Genomic DNA, 21,708 nt, shown 5'->3' with positions numbered 1-21,708 from the left:
GCGCTGTCCGACGAATCGACCCCGCACTCGGGCGGGCCCGCGAAAGTTGGCGTCATCCGGCTCACGGCGCTTCGCGCGCCGATCCTGTCCGGCACCTCAGGACGCGTGCGTCGACGTCAGGCTGAGTGCCACCGCTTGCGCGACTTCGATGCCGTCGATGGCGGCCGAATAGATGCCGCCCGCATATCCCGCGCCTTCGCCGGCCGGATACAGGCCTTCGACGTTCATGCTTTGGTAATCGTCCTTGCGTCGAATCCGGATCGGCGACGAAGTGCGCGTCTCCACGCCGGTGAGCACGGCGTCGTGCATCGCGAAGCCCGCGATCTTCTTGTCGATCTGGGGCAATGCTTCACGGATCGCTTCGATCACGTAGTCCGGGAGCGCGGTGCTGAGATCGGTCGGGCGCACGCCGGGCTTGTACGACGGCTCCACGGAGCCAAGCGACGTCGACGGCCGGCCTGCGATGAAATCCCCGACCAGTTGGCCCGGCGCGTGGTAATCGCCGCCGCCGAGTTCGAATGCGCGCTCTTCCCATTTGCGCTGGAACGCGATGCCCGCCAGCGGACCGCCGGGATAGTCTTCCGGCGTGATGCCGACGACGATGCCCGCATTCGCGTTGCGCTCGGCACGGGAATACTGGCTCATGCCATTGGTGACCACGCGGCCCGGCTCGGAGGTCGCCGCGACCACCGTGCCGCCAGGGCACATGCAGAAGCTGTAGACGGCCCGCCCGTTGCTGCAGTGGTGGACCACCTTGTAGTCGGCCGCGCCGAGCTGCTTGTGACCCGCAAACTTGCCGAAGCGGCTGCGATCGATCAGCCCCTGCGGATGTTCGATGCGAAAACCCAGCGAAAACGGCTTGGCTTCGATATACACGCCGCGATCGTGCAGCATCTGGAAGGTGTCGCGCGCGCTGTGGCCCACGGCCAGCACCACGTGGTCGCACCGGAGCGTTTCCCCGTTCGAGAGCTTGAGCGAGCGCACCTTGCCCTGATCGATTTCGATGTCGTCGACCCGGGTTTCGAAGCGCACTTCACCGCCCAGTTCGTGGATGGAAGCGCGCATTTTTTCCACCATGCTGACGAGGCGGAACGTACCGATGTGCGGCCGGCTCAGATACAGGATGTCTTCCGGCGCGCCCGCCTTGACGAATTCGTCGAGCACCTTGCGGCCGTAGTGGTTGGGATCCTTGATCTGGCTGTACAGCTTGCCGTCGGAAAACGTTCCGGCGCCGCCTTCGCCGAACTGCACGTTGGATTCGGGATTGAGTACGCTCTTGCGCCACAGGCCGAAGGTGTCCTTGGTGCGCTCGCGCACGGCCTTGCCGCGCTCGAGGATGATGGGGCGGAATCCCATTTGCGCGAGGATCAATCCTGCAAACAGGCCGCACGGCCCCATGCCGATGACGACCGGGCGCAGGAAAGCGGTGTGCTCGGGGGCCTTCGCGACAAAGCGGTACGCCATGTCGGGCGTGACGCCGCAATGCGGCTTGCCGGCGAGTCGCTCGAGCGCGGCCGCTTCGTCCTTGACTTCGACATCGACGATATACGTCAGCTTGATGTCGGAGCGCTTGCGTGCATCGTGCGCACGGCGGAACACGGTGTATCGGACGAGCCCGTCTGCCGCCACGCCAAGCTCCTCGAGGCGCGCGCGAATCGCGGCTTCGAGAGCGCTTTCGGGATGGTCGAGGGGGAGTTTAATTTCGCTTAGCCGTAACATGGGTACTCGGATGCTGTCGCCACGACGTCGTGGCGGTGTTGAAACAGGCGGGGCAGGCATGTGGGTTGGGGCGTTGTTCGCCACGCGGGCATCCCGGATGCAAATCATTCATCGCTGGAAAACGCGGTACGACGGGCTGCATACTGACTAGGCCGGACAACTCGGGCAATTTCAGGACGGGAGCGTGAAGCGCGGGGAAGATTTTTTCGTCCCCGAACCATCGGAAGGCGAAAGTCGCTCCATCATCACGGTGCTGGCGAGTAGTTTGTCGAAAGCACGCCAGGCGGGCGTAGCGCCCTTGTCGTTCATACCGGCCAACATAGCACATCGATATCAATGCCACGCAAAAATGCGGCCGCCAGAGCGAAAAGGGCGGTAGCGACGCACGCGGCATCGCTTTGCCGACGGCCCGTGCCGCGTGAAGCGGGCCCGGGCCGTTGAAGCGCATCGCGCAGGCGGGTGCGGCCGGGACTTATTCGGCCGCCGGATGCACGCGGGTGTAGCGGTTCAGGATCGGGATCATCTGCGCGTAGATCTTCGGGTTCGCGGCGACGATCTCATGACGATGCAGGAAATCGGCATCGCCCGTGTAGTTGCCGACGAGGCCGCCGGCCTCGGTGATCAGCAGGCTGCCCGCCGCCATGTCCCACACGTTGATGCCCTGCTCGAAGAACGCGTCGAGGCGGCCGGCCGCGACGTTCGCGAGGTCGAGTGCCGCCGCGCCCGGGCGGCGCAGGCCCGTGCAGGCCTGCGTCATTTCGGTGAAGAGGCGCGCGTACGCATCGAGGCCGTCCTTCTCGCGGAACGGGAAGCCCGTGCCGACCAGTGCGTCGGACAGGCGGTCGCGGCGGCCGACGCGGATGCGGCGATCGTTCAGGTACGCGCCGCGGCCACGCGTGGCCGTGAACAGGTCGTTCTTGTTCGGATCGTAGACGACGGCCTGCGTGACGACGCCCTTGTGCTCGAGCGCGATCGATACGCAGTAGTACGGGAAGCCGTGGATGAAGTTGGTCGTGCCGTCGAGCGGATCGATGATCCACTTGAATTCGGATTCGTTCTCCGATTCGCCCGATTCCTCCGCGAGGATCGCGTGGTCGGGGTAGGCGGTCTTCAGCGTCTCGATGATCGCCTCTTCGGCGGCCTTGTCCACTTCGGTGACGAAGTCGTTCTGCTGCTTCCTGCGGATCTCGATCAGGTCGAGATCGAGGGACGCGCGATTGATGATCTGTCCGGCGCGGCGCGCAGCCTTGACAGCAATGTTGAGCATGGGATGCATGAGCCTGGATCCTGTAGCCGGCGGCACGGGCCGCCACGAAGTGGAACAACCGCCCGGGACGGCGCAAGCGTGCCGGGCGAGGTGAGACGCGAATTGACAAAGAGCGGGGTACGACCCGCGTCGCACGGAGCGCGACGCGTAAAGGCATGATTTTACCCGATTTTTGGCGGTTTCAGGCGACCGGAATGCGGGGAAACCCCCGCTGGTCGTCCGGACGAGTGGGTTTGCCGGAGCGATAGCGCTACCATACGGCCATTCTGATGAACCGAGTCGTATCGTAGTGGAAACCCCGCAGAACACCGCCGCGCCGTCCGAGTCGGGCGCGGACACGTCCCGGCCGCCGTCCGGCGGCTTCACGTCCACCCGTTTCGTGCTCGTCGAGCCGAGCCATCCCGGCAATGTCGGGGCGGCCGCCCGCGCGCTGAAGACGATGGGCTTCTCGCGTCTCGTGCTGGTTGCGCCGCGCGTGCCGCACGTGCAGAGCGACCCCGAGGCGATCGCGATGGCCAGCGGCGCGGACGACGTCCTCGCGTCCGCGCATGTCGTGCCGACGCTTGGCGATGCGCTGTCCGGCGTCCACTGGTCGATCGCGCTGACCGCGCGCACACGCGAATACGGGCCGCCGCGCCTTGCGCCGCGCGCGGCCGCCGCGCAGGCATGCGCGCAGGTCGGCGCGGGCGACATCGCGCTCGTGTTCGGCAACGAGCGCACGGGCCTCGCGAACGAGCATGTCGAGCAGTGCAGCGCGCTTGCGCACATCCCGGCGAACCCTGCATACAGCTCGCTGAACCTCGCACAGGCCGTGCAGGTGCTCGCGTACGAGCTGCGCGTCGCGTTTCTCGAGCAGGCGAGCGAGCCTTCGCCGCAACCGTCGGCCGAGGCCGGCACGCTCGCGCAGAGCGACGAGATCGAGCGGATGTACGTGCACCTCGAGAACGCGCTGATCGCGCTCGACTTCCTCGACCCGCGCAATCCGAAGAAACTGATGCCGCGGCTGCGGCGCCTGTTCGCACGCACGGGCCTCGAGCGGGAGGAGGTCAACATCCTGCGCGGCGTCGCGAAGCACATCCTGCTGAAATCGGGCAAGCCCGACGGCGACGCGTAAGCGGCCGGCGCACCGGTAACCTGGCGTTCAGGCGCGGCGTCACGGTCGGCCGGGCGGCGTTGCGCGGCCTCCGGGAGCGCCGACCCCGAGCGTTTCCGATCGGCCGCACCTCCCGCAAACACCGCGACAGCGAGCCTCCCGCCCGAATACCCGCGCCGGCGGCGGGGTGAACGCGCGACCTCGTGCGGCCGTGCGCGACTGGCCCTACAATCGCCGGACGTCATAAGCAAATTACCCGGCGCGATAACGGCCGGTCATTGCCGGCGGTGCGCGCCGGCCTTTTCCCCGATCAGATCATGTTCACGAGACTGCGCGAAGACGTTGCAACGATTCGCGAGCGGGATCCCGCCGCTCGCAGTGCCTGGGAAGTGCTGACCTGTTATCCGGGGCTGCATGCGCTTGTGCTGCACCGTTTCGCGCATGCCTGCTGGCGCGCAAAGCGCTACTGGCTTGCACGTTTCGCGTCGCAGGCCGGGCGGTTCCTGACGGGGATCGAGATCCACCCCGGTGCGACGATCGGCCGGCGCGTGTTCATCGATCACGGCATGGGTGTCGTGATCGGCGAGACGGCGATCATCGGCGACGACTGCACGATCTATCAGGGCGTGACGCTGGGCGGCACGTCGCTCACGCGCGGCGCGAAGCGCCACCCGACGCTCGAGGCTGGCGTGATCGTCGGCGCGGGCGCGAAGGTGCTGGGCGGTTTCACGGTCGGCGCGGGCGCGAAGATCGGTTCGAACGCGGTCGTCGTGAAGCCGGTGCCGGCGGGCGGCACGGCGGTCGGCAATCCGGCGCGCATCGTGATGCCGGCGCAGCCGAAGCCGCAGCCGGAACGCGCGGCGTTCTGCGCATACGGAATCACGCCGAACGCCGACGATCCGATGTCGCTCGCGATTCACGGGCTGATCGATCACGCGGCGAAGGAAAGCCGCCGTGTCGACGAGATCGTCGCGGCGCTCGAGCGGCTCGGCACGCATCTGGAAACGCTGCAGGGCGCCGATGCGGCGCGCCTCGACCTGCGCAGGCTGTCGGCGGTGCTGGAAGGAAAGGCGGTCGAGCGTCAGTTGTAATGCGATGCACGCCGACGGCTGCCAGTCGGCGAGACGGCAGCGGTGGCGTCAGTCGAGCGGCATTGCGTGAATGCCTTCCGCGTCGACGCGCAGGTAGCCGCCGCGCGGCGCACCGTGGTCGAGATCCCAGTCGGGCAGCACCCAGCGGATGCCGCCCGGTTCGGCGTGGCTCGCGGGGCGGTGCGTGTGGCCGTGAATGATCACGGTTGCGCGGCTTTTCCGGAACAGCGCGGCCACGCCTTCACGCGTGACATCGTAGATCGCCGAAGCAGGGCGCATCCGGCCCGCTTCGCTGTTCGAGCGCATGCGTTGCGCGAGCGCGCGGCGCCAGCGCAACGGCCATGCGAGAAACAGCCATTGCGCGACGCGGTTGCGTGCGAAGCGGCGGAACACCTGGTAGCCACGGTCGGCCGTGCATTGCGCGTCGCCGTGCGCGAGCACGATGCGCTGGCCGAACGCCATGATCAGCGAAGGATCGGGCAGCAACATCGCGCCGGCTGCTTTCATGAAGCGCCGGCCGAGCAGGAAATCGCGGTTGCCGTGCATCACGTAGAGCGCGATTCCTCGTTCCGAGAGCGTGTGCATCAGCGCGGCCATGCGTGCCGCGAACGGATCGTCGTCGAGGATGTCGTCGCCGATCCAGTATTCGAAAAGATCGCCGAGGATGAACACCGAGTCGGCGCTGTCGGCGGTGTATTTCACGAAATGCTCGAACGCGGCGACCGTCTTCGGAATCGCTTCGCTCAGGTGCAGATCGGAGAGCAACAGGAACGGGCGTGCGGCTTGCGCGTATTCGCGCTCGCCCGGCACGCCCGCGGAGACGCTTCGCGGCGGACTCTCCTGCAACATCGAAGTGCCTCCGTTACCGTGCGTCAGACCACGACGGCCTTCTCGATCACGACGTCGTCGGTCGGCACGTCCTGGTGGAAACCGGCGTTGCCCGTCTTGACGCCCTTGATCTTGTCGACCACGTCCTGGCCTTCGACGACCTTGCCGAACACCGCGTAGCCCCAGCCCTGCGGCGTCGGCGACGAGTGGTTCAGGAAGTCGTTGTCGTTCACGTTGATGAAGAACTGGGCGGTGGCCGAGTGCGGATCGTTCGTGCGCGCCATCGCGACCGTGTAGTTGTCGTTCTTCAGGCCGTTGTTCGCTTCGTTGTCGATCGGCGCGTCGGTCGGCTTCTGCTTCAGGCCCGGCTCGAAGCCGCCGCCCTGGATCATGAAGCCGTTGATCACGCGATGGAACACGGTGCCGTCGTAGTGGCCCTTCTTCACGTAGTTCAGGAAGTTCTCGACCGTCTTCGGTGCCTTCGCGGCGTCGAGCTCGAGCTTGATCACGCCGTGGTTCGTATGCAGTTCAACCATGATGAATTCCTTCGGTGAGGCGGTTTAAATGGCACGCGGCCGGTCGTGCGACGCGGCCGCGTGAGTCGCCGGACGTGCCGGCAGGTTCTTACTTCGAGACGATGCTGGCCGATTCGATCACGACCGGCTGCGCGGGCACGTCCTGCATCGGGCCGCGCGAGGTCGTCGCCACGCCTTCGATCTTCTTCACGACGTCGAGGCCCGACACGACCTTGCCGAACACCGCATAGCCGTTGCCGTCCGGGTTCGGGTAGTCGAGGCCGCTGTTGTCGACCGTGTTGATGAAGAACTGCGCGGTGGCCGAGTTCGGATCGCTCGTGCGCGCCATCGCGATCGTGCCCGTCAGGTTCTTCAGACCATTGCGGCTCTCCAGCGGAATCGGCGCGCGGGTCGGCTTCTCTTCGAAGCTGGTCTTGTAGCCGCCGCCCTGGATCATGAAGCCCTTGATCACGCGATGGAAGATCGTGCCGTTGTACTGGCCGGCCTTCACGTAATCGAGGAAGTTGGCGACCGACTTCGGCGCCTTCTCCGGGTAGAGCTCGACACGGATGTCGCCCTGCGAGGTCTTGAGCTGCACGACCGGGTGCGCGGTGGCCGTTTGCGCGAAAGCGGGCGCGGTCGCGAGAAGGGCGGCGCCGCCAAGCGCCAGCAACAGACGTTTCATTGCGATCCTCAGGTTGGGAGGGAAAGGGGGCCGCGCCGCTTATTTCGACGGCGGCGCGACATACGGCGCCGCCAGTGCGCCCGACGGACCGCTGAACTGGAACGTCGGCGACATCGGCAGCGTGGTGGTGCTCACGTTCGCGGCTGCGCGGTCGGAGTAGTCGCGGGTGGACGGCGCGACCGCGCGGGCATTCGGTGCGACCTTCGGCGGCGACACGATCTTCTGCAGGTCGGCGAGGCGCTGTGCGGTCGCGCCGCTCGTGCGGCCGAGCGATTGCGCACGCTTGTACGATTCGGCCGCGAGGCGCAGGTACAGGTCGCCGAGGTTCTCGTACGCGAGCGAGTAGCTCGGGTTCGATTGCGTCGCCGTGACGAGCGCGGTGCGCGCTTCGTCGTAGCGGCCGTGCTTCGCGTAGAGCGCCGCGAGGTTGTTGTACGGCTCGGGCAGTTCGGGGTACGCCTGCGTGATCGCGACGAACTGCTGGATCGCATCGTCGTCGCGGTTCAGGCGGGCCAGCACGGTGCCGCGCTTGAACTGCGCCTGCACGTCGCGCGGGTTCGACGCGATGCGCGCGTCGAGCTGCGCGAGCGCCTGCTTCCACTGCTTGCCGGCGATCGACGCGTCGATTTCGGGGGTGCCGTCGGCGGTGGCCGGGGCTTTCTGCGCATGCGCCGCGGGGGCCGCGAACAGCGTCAGCGCGACGCCCATGACGGTGGTCGCAACGAGGGTCGCAGCGCTCGGCGCGCGGCCGCGATGAGGTTTCATAGGCGTAAATCGGAATGTTATACTCCGAGCCATTCTAACAAAACGTCTGCGCGTTCCGGCGAGCCGCAGGCAGTCTTTCTTAGCCTCTCGTGGCCGTCACCGCTGTGCTTGCAGCCTGACCGCCCCATGTGATAGCGAGGACGCTCGGCCTGGCGCCGCAGCAGATGGTCCGTCCGCTTCGCATGCTGGGCGAGCTTCGCCAGGGCGGTCTCCTTCGGCTCACGGTTCATCTCTATGGAATCACTGCGCATCTACAACACGCTCGCGCGTGACAAGCAAGTTTTCGTGCCGCGCCAGTCCGGCGAAGTGCGGATGTACGTATGCGGGATCACCGTCTACGACTATTGTCACGTGGGCCACGCGCGCATGCTGGTCGTGTTCGACCTCGTCCAGCGCTGGCTGCGTGCGATCGGCTACCGGGTCACGTATGTGCGCAACATTACAGACATCGACGACAAGATCATCCGCCGCGCGGTCGAGAACGGCGAGACGATCAAGTCGCTGACCGACCGGTTCATCGGCGCGATGCACGAGGATGAAGGCGCGCTCGGCATCCAGCGGCCCGACATCGAGCCGCGTGCGACGCAATTCATTCCGCAGATGCTCGGCATGATCGAGACGCTCGAGACGAACGGTTACGCGTACCAGGCGGCCGACGGCGACGTCAATTACTCGGTGCGCAAGTTCGCGAACTACGGGAAGCTGTCGGGCAAGTCGCTCGACGATCTTCGCGCAGGCGAGCGCGTCGCCGCGAACGACGCGAAGGAAGATCCGCTCGATTTCGTGCTGTGGAAGCGCGCGAAGCCGGAAGATCCGGAAGGCGCGTCGTGGGCGTCGAAGTACGGGATGGGCCGTCCGGGCTGGCACATCGAGTGCTCGGCGATGGGCTGCACGCTGCTCGGCGATCATTTCGACATCCATGGCGGCGGGCAGGATCTGCAATTCCCGCACCACGAGAACGAGATCGCGCAGAGCGAAGGCGCGACCGGCCAGACGTTCGTCAACTACTGGATGCACAACGGCTTCGTGCAGGTCGACAACGAGAAGATGTCGAAATCGCTCGGCAACTTCTTCACGATCCGCGAAGTGCTCGAGCGGTACGACGCCGAAGTCGTGCGCTTCTTCATCGTGCGCACGCACTACCGGTCGCCGCTCAACTACAGCGACGTGCATCTCGACGATGCGCGCGCGTCGCTCACGCGTCTCTATACCGCGCTGAAGGATGTCGAGGCCGACACGCTCGCGCTCGACTGGAACGAGCCGCATGCGCAGCGTTTCGCGGCCGCGATGAACGACGACTTCAACACGCCCGTCGCGGTGGCAACGCTGTTCGAACTGGCGGGCGAGGTGAATCGCACGCGCGATGCGGCGCTCGCGCGGCAACTGAAACAACTGGCAGGCCTGCTCGGCCTGCTGGGCCGCGAACCGCGCGCGTTCCTGCAGCAGGCGTCCGGCGCCGCGCAGGCGGGCGCGCTCGCCGCCGACGAGATCGAAGCGAAGATCGCCGCGCGCGTCGCGGCGAAGCAGGCGAAGGACTATGCCGAAGCGGACCGGATCCGGGCAGAACTGCTCGAGGCCGGCGTCGCACTTGAAGACAAACCGGGCGGATCGACCGAATGGCGTCGCGTATGAGCGCGGTGCGTTCCACTGACCGATCCGTCAGGTAGGAGGCAGGATGCCAACGGCCAGAAAAGCGCCGGTCAGGCGCGCGACCCCGGTCGCCGCGCGTCCGGCAGCCAAGCGCGTGCCGTCGAAGGCGGACGCGACGCGCGCCGCGCCGAACGGCGCGCTCAACGGTCATGCGCAGCCGGCGGCTGCGCTGCCGGCCGCCGACGCGGCCCGCAAGACGCGTGTGTCCGAAGCGGACGGCGAGGAGGTTGTCGTGCGTCCTGCATACTGGGACAAGGCATGCGCCGACCTCGTCAAGCGCGACCGGATCCTGAAGAAACTGATCCCGAAGTTCGGTCCCGCGCATCTCGTGAAGCGCGGCGACCCGTTCGTCACGCTCGCGCGCTCGGTCGTCGGCCAGCAGATTTCGGTGCCGTCCGCACAGTCGCTGTGGGCGCATATCGAGGACGCCTGTCCGAAACTCGCCCCGCAGCCGGTGATCCGGCTCGGCGCGGACAAGCTGATCGCTTGCGGGTTGTCGAAGCGCAAGACCGAATACATCCTCGATCTCGCGCAGCATTTCGTGTCGGGCGCGCTGCACGTCGACAAATGGACGTCGATGGACGACGAGGACGTGATCGCGGAACTCACGCAGATCCGCGGCATCAGCCGCTGGACGGCCGAGATGTTCCTGATCTTCAACCTGTCGCGGCCGGATGTGCTGCCGCTCGACGACCCGGGCCTGATCCGCGCGATCAGCGTCAATTACTTCAGCGGGGAACCCGTCACGCGTAGCGAGGCGCGCGAGGTTGCGGCCAACTGGGAACCGTGGCGCACCGTCGCGACCTGGTACATGTGGCGCAGCCTCGATGCATCCGACACCGACGCCTGAATGTTGGCTATCGGGTTTTAAACATCAATAGTTGAGAGCCGGTTTTGAGCGTCGCCCGCGCGGGTAGAATACGCGCTGCCGCAAGACCCAAGGATTCGAACACATGAAGACCACGTTTCTGGATTTCGAACAGCCGATCGCCGAACTCGAGGCCAAGATCGAAGAACTGCGATTCGTGCAGGATGACTCGGCTGTCGATATTTCGGAAGAAATCGAGCGGCTGTCGAAGAAAAGCCAGCAACTGACGAAGGACCTCTACGCGAACCTGTCGCCGTGGCAGGTTTCGCAGATCGCGCGGCACCCGCAGCGCCCGTACACGCTCGATTACGTTGCGGAACTGTTTACCGATTTTCACGAGCTGCACGGCGACCGCGCATTCGCGGACGATCTGTCGATCGTCGGCGGTCTCGCGCGCTTCGGCGGCCATCCGTGCATGGTGATCGGCCACCAGAAGGGTCGCGACACGAAGGAGCGCGCCGCGCGCAACTTCGGGATGCCGCGTCCGGAAGGCTATCGCAAGGCCGAACGCCTGATGCGTCTCGCCGAGAAGTTCGGGCTGCCGATCTTCACGTTCGTCGACACGCCGGGCGCGTATCCGGGCATCGGCGCGGAAGAGCGCGGCCAGTCGGAAGCGATCGGCCGCAACCTGTACGTGATGGCCGAGCTGAAGACGCCGATCATCACGACGGTGATCGGCGAGGGCGGTTCGGGCGGCGCGCTCGCGATCGCCGTGGCCGACACGGTGATGATGCTGCAGTTCTCGACCTACTCGGTGATCTCGCCGGAAGGCTGCGCGTCGATCCTGTGGAAGAGCGCCGCGAAGGCGCCGGAAGCCGCGGAAGCGCTGGGCCTGACCGCGCACCGCCTGAAGGCGCTCGGCCTGATCGACAAGATCATCAACGAGCCGCTCGGCGGCGCGCATCGCGATCCGAAGGGCATGGCTGCGCTGCTGCGCCGCGCGCTCGCCGATTCGCTGCGCCAGTTCCAGGGCATGAGCATCGATGCGCTGCGCGAGCGCCGCTTCGAGCGCCTGATGGCCTACGGCAAGTTCAAGGAAACCACGCCGGGCGCATGACCGGCCGCGTGCTCGATACGCGCGCCGCTGAGCGCGCGTCCCTCTCGTGATCCCACCGACCGAATTCTCCGCCGACCGCGTCGTACTCGACGCGGTCGGCGTTGCGCTTTCCGGCATGCCGTCCGATGCACGCATCGCGATCGCCTACAGCGGCGGCCTCGATTCGACGGTGCTGCTCGACGCGGCCGTGCGTGTCGCGGGCGCGTCGCGCTGCGTCGCGCTGCACGTGCATCACGGCCTGAGCGCGAACGCCGACGCGTGGGTCGCGCATGCCGAGGCGGCAGCGGCGCGGCTCGGCGTCGAATTCGAATCGATGCGCGTCGACGTGCCGCGCGACAGCGGTCTCGGTATCGAGGCGACCGCGCGCGAGCGTCGTTATGCCGCGCTCGACGCGATGTGCGAGCGCCATGGCGCGGCCGCGCTGTGGCTCGCGCAGCATGCGGACGACCAGGCCGAGACCGTGCTGCTGCAATTGCTGCGCGGCGCGGGGATCGCGGGGCTCGCCGCCATGGCGCCGCGCTACCGTCCCGACGGCGCGAGCGTCGAGCGCGTGCGTCCGTTGCTGCGACTGTTGCGCGCGCAACTCGAGCGCTATGCGACGCAGCACGAACTCGAATGGATCGACGACGAATCGAACAGCGACACGCGCTACGCGCGCAATGCGCTGCGCATCGACGTGCTGCCGGCCCTGGCCGTGCATTTCCCTGGCTTTCGCGACGCGCTCGGTCGCGCGGCCCAGCATGCGGCCGCCGCGCAGCGGCTGCTCGACGATCTGGCCGAACTGGATTTCGCCGTCGCCGCGCGCGACGACGGTCATGCACTGTCGCGCGAGTCGCTGGTCGCATTCGACGACACGCGCGGCGCGAACCTGCTGCGTTTCTGGATGCGCCGGCTCGGTTTGCCGGGCGCATCGGCCGCCCGGCTCGCTAACATGATGCGGCAGTTGCGCGCCGCGCACGACGCGCATGCGCTGCGCGTCGATCACGCGGGGCAGTGCCTGCGGCTCTATCGCGACGTCGTCTACTGGGAAGCGGGCGACAGCGCCGAACCGGCCGACGACGGCACCGGCACGCCGCACCCGGAATCGGCGCTCGCGTGGGACGGTCAGGAAGTCTGGCACCTGCCGGGATGGCGCGGCACGTACGTGTTCGCGCCGGCCGACGCGGGAAGTGCCGGCGCGGTGCCGGAGGCGCTGCTGCGCGCCGCGCCGCTCGCCGCGCGCGCCCGGGCGGGCGGCGAGCGGATGCGCACGTCGCCGGGCGGCCCGGGCCGGACGCTGAAGAACCTGTTCCAGGAGCGCGGCGTGCCGGCATGGCAGCGCGACGTGCCGCTGCTGTTCGCGGGCGATCGGCTGATCTACGTGCCGCGACTTGGCGTGAACCGCGATGGCGAATTGTCCGACAACGGGCCGTCTGGCGGCGGCGCGTGGCGCCGGATCGAATGGCGTCCCGACCTGCTGATTGCGTAACGGCGGGCGGGCTTCCGGCGGCGTGATGGCGCGCCCATTTTCACCATTTGGTAAACAGCGCCGGAACGGCTGCGGACACGGCGAGCGGCTTGTCAAGCGGGCTTCTATCGGGTACGCTCGGACGTTTGCTCGGCTCGATTTTTGAGCGATTTGTGCAGGTTTCCCGCGTGACGTACCCGGTTTGCGCGGCCTGATCGGCCTTCCGGGCAAAATCCGTCACGCTTGCGTGTTGCGTCCCAGCCGTCCCCCTCGTCGTCCGTCCACAGCCACAAGCCGCGTGACCGAACGGCAACGCGGCCTGCCCAGCGCGCCCGTGCGGTCTCTCCTCCAGTTCAGAACGACAATGGCACTCATCGTACACAAATACGGCGGCACTTCGATGGGCTCGGTCGAGCGCATCAAGAACGTCGCGAAACGCGTCGCAAAATGGCATCAGGCCGGGCACCAGATGGTGGTCGTGCCTTCGGCGATGTCCGGCGAAACCAACCGTCTGCTCGGTCTTGCGAAAGAGATTTCGAGCCAGCCGAGCCCGCGTGAGCTCGACATGATCGCGTCGACCGGCGAGCAGGTCAGCGTCGGCCTGCTGTCGATCGCGCTGCAGGAAATCGGCGTCGAGGCCGTGAGCTACGCCGGCTGGCAAGTACCGATCAAGACCGACAGCGCGTTCACGAAAGCGCGCATCCACTCGATCGACGACGAGCGCGTGAAGGCCGATCTGAACGCCGGCAAGGTCGTGATCATCACGGGCTTTCAGGGCGTCGATCCGGACGGCCACATCACGACGCTGGGCCGTGGCGGCTCGGACACGTCGGCGGTGGCGGTCGCGGCTGCGCTGGATGCCGAAGAGTGCCTGATCTACACGGACGTCGATGGCGTCTACACGACCGATCCGCGTGTCGTCGAAGAGGCGCGACGCCTCGATCGCGTGACGTTCGAGGAGATGCTGGAAATGGCCAGCCTCGGCTCGAAGGTCCTGCAGATCCGCTCGGTCGAATTCGCCGGCAAATACCAGGTGAAGACGCGCGTGCTGTCGAGCCTGACCGATCCGCTGATTGCGCTCGACGAAGAAATGCGCTCGGGCACCCTGATTACTTTTGAAGAAGACGAGACCATGGAAAAGGCAGTCATTTCCGGCATCGCGTTCCAGCGCGACGAAGCACGCATTGCTGTGATGGGCGTGCCTGACAAGCCGGGCATCGCGTATCAGATCCTCGGCCCGGTCGCCGATGCGAACGTCGACGTCGACATGATCATCCAGAACCAGAGCGTCGAAGGCAAAACAGACTTCACGTTCACGGTCGGCCGCGGCGACTACCAGAAGGCGATGGACATCCTCACCAACCAGGTGAAGGGCCATGTGAACGCCGAGCAGGTGCAGGGCGACCCGAAGGTGTCGAAGGTGTCGGTCGTCGGCGTCGGCATGCGTTCGCACGTGGGCGTCGCGAGCAAGATGTTCCGCACGCTGTCGGAAGAGGGCATCAACATCCAGATGATCTCGACGTCCGAAATCAAGATTTCGGTGCTGATCGACGAGAAATACATGGAGTTGGCCGTCCGCGCGTTGCACAAGGCATTCGAACTCGACCAGGCATGATGAAATTTTCGTGATGCGTTGACGAAAATGCATCACGGAAATTGACGCGCGGTTCGAAACCCTATATTATTTCGTTCTCGTCGCACTGCCTCCCTGGTGCGAGCGAAAGTTTGGGAGACGTGGCCGAGAGGTCGAAGGCACTCCCCTGCTAAGGGAGCATCTGGGCCAAAACCTGGATCGAGGGTTCGAATCCCTCCGTCTCCGCCAAAAGCGGTGACAAAGCCCCGCAAGTTCTCGGACTTGCGGGGCTTTTTCTTTTTCGGCTGCATCCACGCACAACTCATTCGATGCAGCCGGATCTCATCCGCAGGCGGAATTGGCCGAGGCAGCCAGTCAGGCAATGAGTGCTCGACTTGAGCGGCGGTAACGCGCTACATATTGCGTATCGATTGGCGCGACTCAAGGTGACGCTCTTGGCCAGCCCGCATTCCGTTCTGACAGTCCTCTCTCATTGACCTGTCGACGAACTTGTCGAAAACCACGAGCGTTACGCGCGGCTGCACGGCTACCGGCATGCGATGGTCGACGGCATGCACGTGTATGGCGAGCGCCAGCAGGTCCTGCACAAGTACCACGCGATCATCGCGCAGCTCGTCGCGATGGAGCCGGGCGCATTGCTGTTTGTGCTCGATCCGTTCTCCGTCGTGTCCGACCAGCACGCGCTGCCGGATGTCGCACGCGGTTACGATGCGATCGTCACAACGCAGACGTCGAAGTCGTCGCTGCCCGCCGCAAGCGGCATGATCGATTCGCACCATATCGTCGATGCGACGACGCTCGCGTCATCGCCAGTCTATGCAACGCGCGACAGCCGCTTCGTCCATTTTCTCGCACAACACAACCTGACGATGCGCGTACGGGACCGTCTGAGTCATCAACGCTAGCGGCCGGGAACATGAACGATGCGATGCCTGAACGGCGCCGAACGGTGGAGCGGCCATGCGCGCCCGACCTGCATCGGGCAACGCCGAATGAAATAAAAATGAAAGTGGTCATGTAAGGCAGGAAGCGCTGTGCGATCACTGCCCGACGCGACGTCACCCAGCGCGCCCTGGCCCTCCGAAACGATGCGTTGACGCCAAAATTGCGGCGCTGCGTCGATTTTCACGACATCCATCGTCGAGCAATACAAAAAATTACTCATAAAAATCAGCATCCTGCGCCGATGCTGAAAATCGATGCGCTGCTGCGCTGCAAAAAATAATCGATCGCCTTATGCTGGTTAACCCGATTGCGCTTGAGCGGCATCAAGTTTTCCCGTGATACCGCTTTACATTTTGCCAACATTGGCGATTCACGAAATCTATCTGTCGATTTGATTTCGTTCCTTTCGTTTCGCCTGTCCCCGATGCAGTGCGCGACCTCATCAAGGCCTTGTTGACATGCATGATTTTCCCTTCCTGAGCCTGGCCATCTGGGTTCCGATCCTGTTTGGCGCGTGCGTGCTGCGCGCCGGTTCCGACCATCATCCGCGCCGGACACGACTGATTGCGCTCGCCGGTGCGCTGGCGGGGCTGGTCGCCGTCGTCCCGCTGGTCGCCGGTTTCGATGCGCACTCGGCCGCGATGCAGTTCGTCGAAAGCGGCAACTGGCTGGCGGCGTTCAATTCGGGCTGGCGGGTCGGCATCGACGGTGCGTCGCTGTGGCTCGTCGTGCTGACCGCATTCACGACGCTCGTGGTGGTGATCGCGTCGTGGGAGTCGGTCACGGTGCGCGTCGCGCAGTACTACGCGTCGTTCCTGATCCTGTCGGGGTTGATGGTCGGCGTGTTCGCCGCACAGGACGGGCTGCTGTTCTTCATCTTCTTCGAGGCGACGCTGATCCCGCTTTACCTGTTGATCGGCACGTGGGGGCGTGAGCGCCGCGTGTACGCGGCCGTGAAGTTCTTCTTCATCTCGTTCGCCGGCTCGCTGCTGCTGCTGATGGCGATGCTGTACCTGTACGCGCAGTCGCATACGTTTGACCTGGCCGTGTGGCGCACGCTGCAGCTCGGTTTCGCACCGCAGTTGCTGGTATTCCTCGGCTTCTTTGCCGCGTTCGCGGTCAAGGTGCCGATGTGGCCGGTTCATACGTGGCTGAGCGACGTGTACACGGACGGCCCGACGGGTGCCGCGCTGATGCTCGCGATGCTCAAGCTCGGCGGGTACGGGTTCCTGCGCTTCGCGCTGCCGATCACGCCCGACGCGAGCCACTTCTTCGCACCGGCCGTGATCGCGCTGTCGCTGTTCGCGATCGTCTATGCGAGCCTGATCGCGCTCGCGCAGACCGATCTCGGCAAGCTGCTCGCGTACTCGACGGTCGCGCACATGGGCATCGTCACGCTCGGGCTGTTCCTGTTCAACCGGATCGGCGTCGAAGGCGCGATCGTGCAGCTCGTGTCGTACGGCTTCGTCGCGGGCGCGATGCTGCTGTGCGTGAACGTGCTCGTCGATCGCACGAAGCAGCGCGAGATCGCCGCGTACGGCGGTGTGGCGGGCGTGATGCCGCGGTTCGCGACCTTCGCGCTGCTGTTCGCGATGGCCAACGTCGGCCTGCCGGGCACGTCGGGGTTCGTCGGCGAGTTCATGGTCATCATGGGCGCGATCCGTTTCAACTTCTGGATCGGCGCGATCGCGGCGCTGACGCTGATCCTCAGCGCATCGTACACGCTGTGGATGCTCAAGCGCGTCGTGTTCGGCAAGGTCGCGAGCCAGCGGATCGCGAAGCTCGCCGACCTGAACCGTCGCGAGATCGCGATGTTCGCGTCGCTCGCGCTGGTCGTGCTGGCGGTCGGCATCGATCCGAAACCATTCACCGACGCGATCGATCCGACCGTCGGCAAGCTGATCGACGAAGCCAGTCGTTCGAAGGTGCCTGCAGCGGACGGCCCGGTGCGGGCGCAGCCGGCGTACATGGCATCGACGCACGGCTGATCGCGATACGCCGCGAGGGCGGGGGCGCACCGCGCGGCGATGCGGTCGTTGCGCATACATCGATTGCGGTCCGGTGCATGCGGCGCCGGGCCAGCTTCCGGCTGCGTGAAATTGCCCCGCGACAATGTGTCTCACGGCAGATTTTGCAATGATGATTTGTCGCACCCACCGGTTTCTCATCGCACCCGCGCGACGTATGATTCGGCCACTTTCGTGAATCGAATGCGCATCGGGCATACGCAAAACGGATTCAATGACCCTCGGGCTGTGTGATGAAAACAAGAGCTTCAAGAGGCTGGTCGGCGCTGATGTCAATCGGCGCGGCGCTGAGCCTGTCAGGCTGTAATTTAGATGTACTAAATCCGAAAGGAAGCGTGGGCGCTGCCGAAAAGGCGCTGATCGCGACGTCCACCTGGGCGATGCTGATCGTCGTCGTGCCGGTGATCCTGCTGACGCTGTGGTTCGCGTGGCGTTACCGCGCATCGAACCGCAACGCAACGTACGCGCCGAACTGGTCGCACTCGACCGCGATCGAAGTCGTGATCTGGGCGGTGCCGACGCTGATCATCCTGTTCCTCGGCGTGCTCACGTGGAAGACCACGCACGAGCTCGACCCGTACAAACCGCTCGAGTCGTCGGTGAAGCCGATCGACGTCGAGGTTGTCGCGCTCGACTGGAAGTGGCTGTTCATCTATCCGGAACTCGGCATCGCGTCGGTGAACCAGCTCGCGATTCCGGTGGGCACGCCGGTGAACTTCCGCATCACGTCGGACTCGGTGATGAACTCGTTCTTCATTCCACAGCTCGGCGGCCAGGTCTACGCGATGGCCGGCATGCAGACGCGCCTGCACCTGATCGCCGACGAGCCCGGCAACTACGCGGGCACGTCCGCCAACTTCAGCGGCCGCGGCTTCTCCGACATGAAATTCCGCACGCTCGCCGAGCCGCGCGAACAGTTCGACGCATGGGTGCAGAAGGTGAAGGCATCGCCGGAGCGACTCGACGCGACCGTGTACGGCACCGTCGCGCAGCCGAGCGAGAAGGCGCCCGTGCGCTACTTCTCGTCGGTCGATCCGCGGCTCTTCCACAACATCATCGCGAAATACAACGATGGCCACGTCCTCGACCTGAAGGACGCCGCCTGCGGCACGAAGGGGTAACGCATGTTCGGCAAACTCACACTATCGGCGATCCCGTTCGATCAGCCCATCATCATGGTGGCCGGCGCCTTCATGGGGCTGGCCGTGCTGGGCATTCTCGCCGCGCTGACGATCACCGGCCGGTGGAAATGGCTGTGGACGGAATGGCTGACGACAGTCGACCACAAGAAACTCGGCGTGATGTACATCATCGTCGCGCTGATCATGCTGCTGCGCGGCTTCGCCGACGCGATCATGATGCGCATGCAGCTCGCGCTCGCATACAACGCGCCCGGCTACCTGCCGCCGCACCACTATGACCAGATCTTCACGGCACACGGCGTGATCATGATCTTCTTCATGGCGATGGTGTTCATGGTCGGCCTGATGAACCTGATCGTGCCGCTGCAGATCGGCGCGCGCGACGTCGCATTCCCGTTCATCAACTCGCTGAGCTTCTGGATGACGGCGGTCAGCGCGATCCTGATCAACATCTCGCTCGTGATCGGCGAATTCGCGCAGACGGGCTGGCTCGCGTACCCGCCGCTGTCGGAACTGCAGTTCAGCCCGGGAGTAGGCGTCGATTACTACCTGTGGGCGCTGCAGATCTCGGGCGTCGGCACGCTGCTGACCGGCGTGAACTTCTTCGTGACGATCATCAAGATGCGCGCGCCGGGCATGACGCTGCTGAAGATGCCGGTGTTCACGTGGACCGCGCTCTGCACCAACGTGCTGATCATGGCGTCGTTCCCGATCCTGACCGCGACGCTCGCGCTGCTCGGCCTCGACCGTTACCTCGGCATGCACTTCTTCACGAACGAAGCCGGCGGCAACGCGATGCTGTACCTGAACCTGATCTGGGCCTGGGGCCATCCGGAGGTGTACATCCTGATCCTGCCGGCGTTCGGCATCTTCTCGGAGGTCATCGCGACGTTCGCGAAGAAGCCGCTGTTCGGCTACAAGACGATGGTGTACGCGACCTGCGCGATCATGGTGCTGTCGTTCCTCGTGTGGCTGCATCACTTCTTCACGATGGGCTCGGGTGCGAACGTGAACGCGTTCTTCGGCATCATGACCATGATCATCGCGATCCCGACCGGCGTGAAGGTGTTCAACTGGCTGTTTACGATGTATCGCGGCCGGATCGAATTCACGACGCCGGTGCTGTGGACGATCGGCTTCATGGTCACGTTCACGCTCGGCGGCATGACCGGCGTGATGATGGCGATTCCCGGCGCGGACTTCGTGCTGCACAACAGCCTGTTCCTGATCGCGCACTTCCATAACGTGATCATCGGCGGCGTGCTGTTCGGCTATCTCGCGGGCTTCAACTACTGGTTCCCGAAGGCGTTCGGCTTCAAGCTGAACGAGAAGCTCGGCAAGGCCGCGTTCTGGTTCTGGCAGGTCGGCTTCTACGTCGCTTTCGTGCCGCTCTACGTGCTGGGCTTCATGGGCATGACGCGCCGGCTCAACCACTACGACAACCCGGCCTGGCATCCGTGGCTGCTGGTCGCCGCGTTCGGCGCCGTGCTGATCGCGATCGGCATTGCATGCCAGCTGCTGCAACTGGTGGTCAGCATCCGCAACCGCAACCTGCCCGAATACCGCGACACGACGGGCGACCCATGGGGCGGCCGCACGCTGGAGTGGGCGACCTCGTCGCCGCCGGCCGACTACAACTTCGCGGTGATCCCGCAGGTGCGCACGCTCGACGCGTACGCGGACCTGAAGGCGCGCGGCGAAGGCCGGCCGAACCCGGCGTCGATCCGCGATATCCATATGCCGTCGAATACCTGCGCGGGCCTCGTGGTCGCGATTTTCAGCCTGGTGCTCGGCTTCGCGCTGGTGTGGCACATCTGGTGGCTCGCGATCGCCGGGCTCGTCGGGATCGTCGCGACGCTGGTGATCTACAGCTCGCGCGATAACGACGGCTATTACATCCCCGCGTCGACGGTGCGGAAGATCGAAGACAAGCAGCCGACCAAGCGCGTGCCTGCGCGTGTCGACGACGTGGAACTGGAGGCCAACTGATGTTGCAGAAAACCTTGAGCGCAACCCTGCTCGAGCACGACGACCATCCGCCGTCGCATTCGGTGTTCGGTTTCTGGCTGTACCTGATGACGGACTGCGTGATCTTCGCGGCGCTGTTCGCGACGTTCGCGGTGCTCGGCCACCAGTATGCGGGCGGGCCGGCCGCGAAAGACCTGTTCGACATTCCGGGCGTCGCGGTGGAAACCGCCGCGCTGCTGCTGTCGAGCATCACGTACGGTTTCGCGATGCTCGCCGCCTACAAGCAGCGGCGCGGCGCGCTGCTCGCGTGGCTCGCGGTGACGTTCGTGCTCGGCGCGGCGTTTCTCGCGATGGAACTGCGCGAGTTCTCGCACCTGATCGCGGAAGGCGCAGGCCCGCAGCGCAGCGCGTTCCTGTCGGCGTTCTTCACGCTGGTCGGCACGCACGGGCTGCACGTGACGGCCGGCCTGCTGTGGATGATCGTGCTCGCCGGGCAGATCGTGTTCCGCGGCGGCGACCTGACCGATCGCGACCTGCGGCGCCTGACGTGCCTGAGCCTCTTCTGGCACTTCCTCGACATCGTGTGGATCTGCGTGTTTTCCTTTGTCTATCTCGCGAGCGTGATCTAAATGGCCCATTCGCATTCGTCTCAACTCGAAGAAGGGCACGGCAGTGTCGGCGGCTACGTCGCCGGCTTCATCCTGTCGGTGCTGCTCACGGCCGCGTCGTTCGGCCTCGTGATGGGCGGCGTGCTGTCGCCGCATGCATCGCTGATCGCGTTGGCCGTGCTCGCGTTCGTGCAGATCGTCGTGCACCTCGTGTATTTCCTGCACATGAACGGTTCGTCGGGCCAGCGCTGGAACGTGATGGCATTCAGCTATACCGTGCTGACCGCGGTGATCCTGATCGTCGGCACGCTGTGGGTGATGCACAACGTCAGCATGAACATGATGTCGCGCTGAGCGGCGTCGCGGCGCCGGGTCCGATATCCGCGCGCGTAGATGAAGAAGAGGTGGCACGAGTGCAGGCGGCACGAGTGCCGCCTTT

20 protein-coding genes and 1 tRNA gene are annotated in these 21,708 nt (G+C 65.3%); 14 read left to right on the top strand and 7 right to left on the bottom strand.

Annotated elements, in window-relative coordinates; genetic code table 11:
- Positions 1–96: 96 nt before the first annotated feature.
- Both FPJ27_RS29785 and FPJ27_RS29780 read right to left on the bottom strand, forming a co-directional pair.
- On the bottom strand, positions 97–1,719 hold the full coding sequence (locus FPJ27_RS29785; protein ID WP_204426373.1) for an NAD(P)/FAD-dependent oxidoreductase: 1,623 nt from the start codon (positions 1,717–1,719) through the stop codon (positions 97–99).
- A gap of 472 nt (positions 1,720–2,191) precedes the next feature.
- Entirely contained in the window at positions 2,192–2,995 is an 804-nt protein-coding gene (locus tag FPJ27_RS29780) for an inositol monophosphatase family protein (RefSeq protein WP_072437022.1), read from the bottom strand.
- 280 nt (positions 2,996–3,275) lie between these two features.
- On the opposite strand from FPJ27_RS29780, the gene FPJ27_RS29775 reads away from it, so the two are divergent.
- Both FPJ27_RS29775 and cysE read left to right on the top strand, forming a co-directional pair.
- Positions 3,276–4,100, top strand: a complete 825-nt coding sequence (locus FPJ27_RS29775) for an RNA methyltransferase (protein ID WP_204423732.1) — start codon at positions 3,276–3,278, stop codon at positions 4,098–4,100.
- 296 nt (positions 4,101–4,396) lie between these two features.
- Positions 4,397–5,170, top strand: a complete 774-nt coding sequence (cysE, locus tag FPJ27_RS29770) for a serine O-acetyltransferase (protein ID WP_204423730.1) — start codon at positions 4,397–4,399, stop codon at positions 5,168–5,170.
- Positions 5,171–5,218: 48 nt separating this feature from the next.
- Here the strand turns inward: cysE and FPJ27_RS29765 are convergent, their stop codons facing one another.
- The 4 genes from FPJ27_RS29765 to FPJ27_RS29750 all read right to left on the bottom strand — a co-directional run bounded on the left by FPJ27_RS29765 (position 5,219) and on the right by FPJ27_RS29750 (position 7,963).
- The gene (locus tag FPJ27_RS29765) at positions 5,219–6,019 is read right to left on the bottom strand and encodes a UDP-2,3-diacylglucosamine diphosphatase (RefSeq protein ID WP_072437024.1); all 801 of its coding nucleotides are present in this window, start codon (positions 6,017–6,019) and stop codon (positions 5,219–5,221) included.
- 23 nt (positions 6,020–6,042) lie between these two features.
- A complete protein-coding gene (locus FPJ27_RS29760) occupies positions 6,043–6,534 on the bottom strand; it encodes a peptidylprolyl isomerase (protein ID WP_006478428.1) in 492 nt (163 codons plus the stop codon).
- A gap of 88 nt (positions 6,535–6,622) precedes the next feature.
- On the bottom strand, positions 6,623–7,198 hold the full coding sequence (locus tag FPJ27_RS29755; protein ID WP_034183593.1) for a peptidylprolyl isomerase: 576 nt from the start codon (positions 7,196–7,198) through the stop codon (positions 6,623–6,625).
- A 39-nt stretch (positions 7,199–7,237) separates the two neighbouring features.
- Entirely contained in the window at positions 7,238–7,963 is a 726-nt protein-coding gene (locus FPJ27_RS29750; RefSeq protein WP_204423728.1) for a tetratricopeptide repeat protein, read from the bottom strand.
- 234 nt (positions 7,964–8,197) lie between these two features.
- Between FPJ27_RS29750 and cysS the strand changes: the two genes are divergently transcribed.
- The 7 genes from cysS to FPJ27_RS36670 all read left to right on the top strand — a co-directional run bounded on the left by cysS (position 8,198) and on the right by FPJ27_RS36670 (position 15,484).
- Complete coding sequence (cysS, locus tag FPJ27_RS29745; RefSeq protein ID WP_072437027.1) at positions 8,198–9,595, top strand: cysteine--tRNA ligase; 1,398 nt, start codon at positions 8,198–8,200, stop codon at positions 9,593–9,595.
- Between the two features lie 43 nt (positions 9,596–9,638).
- Complete coding sequence (locus FPJ27_RS29740) at positions 9,639–10,463, top strand: DNA-3-methyladenine glycosylase (protein ID WP_072437028.1); 825 nt, start codon at positions 9,639–9,641, stop codon at positions 10,461–10,463.
- 103 nt (positions 10,464–10,566) lie between these two features.
- Positions 10,567–11,538 (top strand): acetyl-CoA carboxylase carboxyltransferase subunit alpha, encoded by a 972-nt coding sequence (locus tag FPJ27_RS29735; RefSeq protein WP_006478433.1) that lies wholly within the window; start codon positions 10,567–10,569, stop codon positions 11,536–11,538.
- A gap of 46 nt (positions 11,539–11,584) precedes the next feature.
- The gene (tilS, locus tag FPJ27_RS29730) at positions 11,585–13,006 is read left to right on the top strand and encodes a tRNA lysidine(34) synthetase TilS (RefSeq protein ID WP_204423725.1); all 1,422 of its coding nucleotides are present in this window, start codon (positions 11,585–11,587) and stop codon (positions 13,004–13,006) included.
- 343 nt (positions 13,007–13,349) lie between these two features.
- On the top strand, positions 13,350–14,600 hold the full coding sequence (locus FPJ27_RS29725; protein ID WP_034184693.1) for an aspartate kinase: 1,251 nt from the start codon (positions 13,350–13,352) through the stop codon (positions 14,598–14,600).
- A 113-nt stretch (positions 14,601–14,713) separates the two neighbouring features.
- Positions 14,714–14,807, top strand: a tRNA-Ser gene (locus tag FPJ27_RS29720).
- A 311-nt stretch (positions 14,808–15,118) separates the two neighbouring features.
- Positions 15,119–15,484, top strand: coding sequence for a hypothetical protein (locus FPJ27_RS36670; RefSeq protein ID WP_239483332.1), 366 nt, complete (start codon positions 15,119–15,121; stop codon positions 15,482–15,484).
- On the opposite strand, the gene FPJ27_RS29710 is transcribed toward FPJ27_RS36670, so the two are convergent.
- Positions 15,481–15,756, bottom strand: a complete 276-nt coding sequence (locus FPJ27_RS29710) for a hypothetical protein (RefSeq protein WP_204423722.1) — start codon at positions 15,754–15,756, stop codon at positions 15,481–15,483. The two genes, FPJ27_RS36670 and FPJ27_RS29710, sit on opposite strands and share 4 nt — an antisense overlap.
- A 226-nt stretch (positions 15,757–15,982) precedes the next feature.
- On the opposite strand from FPJ27_RS29710, the gene FPJ27_RS29705 reads away from it, so the two are divergent.
- From FPJ27_RS29705 to cyoD, 5 genes are all read left to right on the top strand, one after another.
- Positions 15,983–17,512 carry an NADH-quinone oxidoreductase subunit M gene (locus FPJ27_RS29705; RefSeq protein ID WP_204423720.1) on the top strand — a complete coding sequence of 510 codons (1,530 nt, stop codon included), beginning with the start codon at positions 15,983–15,985 and terminating at the stop codon, positions 17,510–17,512.
- Positions 17,513–17,784: 272 nt separating this feature from the next.
- Entirely contained in the window at positions 17,785–18,672 is an 888-nt protein-coding gene (gene cyoA / locus FPJ27_RS29700; RefSeq protein ID WP_072437046.1) for a ubiquinol oxidase subunit II, read from the top strand.
- 3 nt (positions 18,673–18,675) lie between these two features.
- On the top strand, positions 18,676–20,682 hold the full coding sequence (gene cyoB, locus FPJ27_RS29695; RefSeq protein WP_034184696.1) for a cytochrome o ubiquinol oxidase subunit I: 2,007 nt from the start codon (positions 18,676–18,678) through the stop codon (positions 20,680–20,682).
- Positions 20,682–21,290, top strand: coding sequence for a cytochrome o ubiquinol oxidase subunit III (gene cyoC / locus FPJ27_RS29690; RefSeq protein ID WP_072437047.1), 609 nt, complete (start codon positions 20,682–20,684; stop codon positions 21,288–21,290). Before cyoB ends, cyoC begins: the two co-directional genes overlap by 1 nt.
- Positions 21,291–21,623 carry a cytochrome o ubiquinol oxidase subunit IV gene (gene cyoD / locus FPJ27_RS29685; protein ID WP_124624908.1) on the top strand — a complete coding sequence of 111 codons (333 nt, stop codon included), beginning with the start codon at positions 21,291–21,293 and terminating at the stop codon, positions 21,621–21,623.
- The last annotated feature ends 85 nt before the right edge of the window (positions 21,624–21,708 follow it).

The organism is Burkholderia sp. MS455 (genome assembly GCF_016899445.1).
Taxonomy (GTDB): Bacteria; Pseudomonadota; Gammaproteobacteria; order Burkholderiales; family Burkholderiaceae; genus Burkholderia; species Burkholderia pyrrocinia_C.
Note: the sequence above shows the minus strand (reverse complement) of the source record. Positions and strands in the feature narration are given on the sequence as shown.

Excerpts from the sequence above, each read along its gene's own strand:
- FPJ27_RS29785 (WP_204426373.1), bottom strand. The coding sequence starts at position 1,719 with ATGTTACGGCTAAGCGAAATTAAACTCCCCCTCGACCATCCCGAAAGC.
- FPJ27_RS29780 (WP_072437022.1), bottom strand. The coding sequence starts at position 2,995 with ATGCATCCCATGCTCAACATTGCTGTCAAGGCTGCGCGCCGCGCCGGA.
- cysE (WP_204423730.1), top strand. The coding sequence starts at position 4,397 with ATGTTCACGAGACTGCGCGAAGACGTTGCAACGATTCGCGAGCGGGAT.
- FPJ27_RS29765 (WP_072437024.1), bottom strand. The coding sequence starts at position 6,019 with ATGTTGCAGGAGAGTCCGCCGCGAAGCGTCTCCGCGGGCGTGCCGGGC.
- FPJ27_RS29760 (WP_006478428.1), bottom strand. The coding sequence starts at position 6,534 with ATGGTTGAACTGCATACGAACCACGGCGTGATCAAGCTCGAGCTCGAC.
- FPJ27_RS29755 (WP_034183593.1), bottom strand. The coding sequence starts at position 7,198 with ATGAAACGTCTGTTGCTGGCGCTTGGCGGCGCCGCCCTTCTCGCGACC.
- FPJ27_RS29750 (WP_204423728.1), bottom strand. The coding sequence starts at position 7,963 with ATGAAACCTCATCGCGGCCGCGCGCCGAGCGCTGCGACCCTCGTTGCG.
- cysS (WP_072437027.1), top strand. The coding sequence starts at position 8,198 with ATGGAATCACTGCGCATCTACAACACGCTCGCGCGTGACAAGCAAGTT.
- FPJ27_RS29740 (WP_072437028.1), top strand. The coding sequence starts at position 9,639 with ATGCCAACGGCCAGAAAAGCGCCGGTCAGGCGCGCGACCCCGGTCGCC.
- FPJ27_RS29735 (WP_006478433.1), top strand. The coding sequence starts at position 10,567 with ATGAAGACCACGTTTCTGGATTTCGAACAGCCGATCGCCGAACTCGAG.
- FPJ27_RS29725 (WP_034184693.1), top strand. The coding sequence starts at position 13,350 with ATGGCACTCATCGTACACAAATACGGCGGCACTTCGATGGGCTCGGTC.
- FPJ27_RS36670 (WP_239483332.1), top strand. The coding sequence starts at position 15,119 with ATGGTCGACGGCATGCACGTGTATGGCGAGCGCCAGCAGGTCCTGCAC.
- FPJ27_RS29710 (WP_204423722.1), bottom strand. The coding sequence starts at position 15,756 with ATGCTGATTTTTATGAGTAATTTTTTGTATTGCTCGACGATGGATGTC.
- FPJ27_RS29705 (WP_204423720.1), top strand. The coding sequence starts at position 15,983 with ATGCATGATTTTCCCTTCCTGAGCCTGGCCATCTGGGTTCCGATCCTG.
- cyoA (WP_072437046.1), top strand. The coding sequence starts at position 17,785 with ATGAAAACAAGAGCTTCAAGAGGCTGGTCGGCGCTGATGTCAATCGGC.
- cyoB (WP_034184696.1), top strand. The coding sequence starts at position 18,676 with ATGTTCGGCAAACTCACACTATCGGCGATCCCGTTCGATCAGCCCATC.
- cyoC (WP_072437047.1), top strand. The coding sequence starts at position 20,682 with ATGTTGCAGAAAACCTTGAGCGCAACCCTGCTCGAGCACGACGACCAT.
- cyoD (WP_124624908.1), top strand. The coding sequence starts at position 21,291 with ATGGCCCATTCGCATTCGTCTCAACTCGAAGAAGGGCACGGCAGTGTC.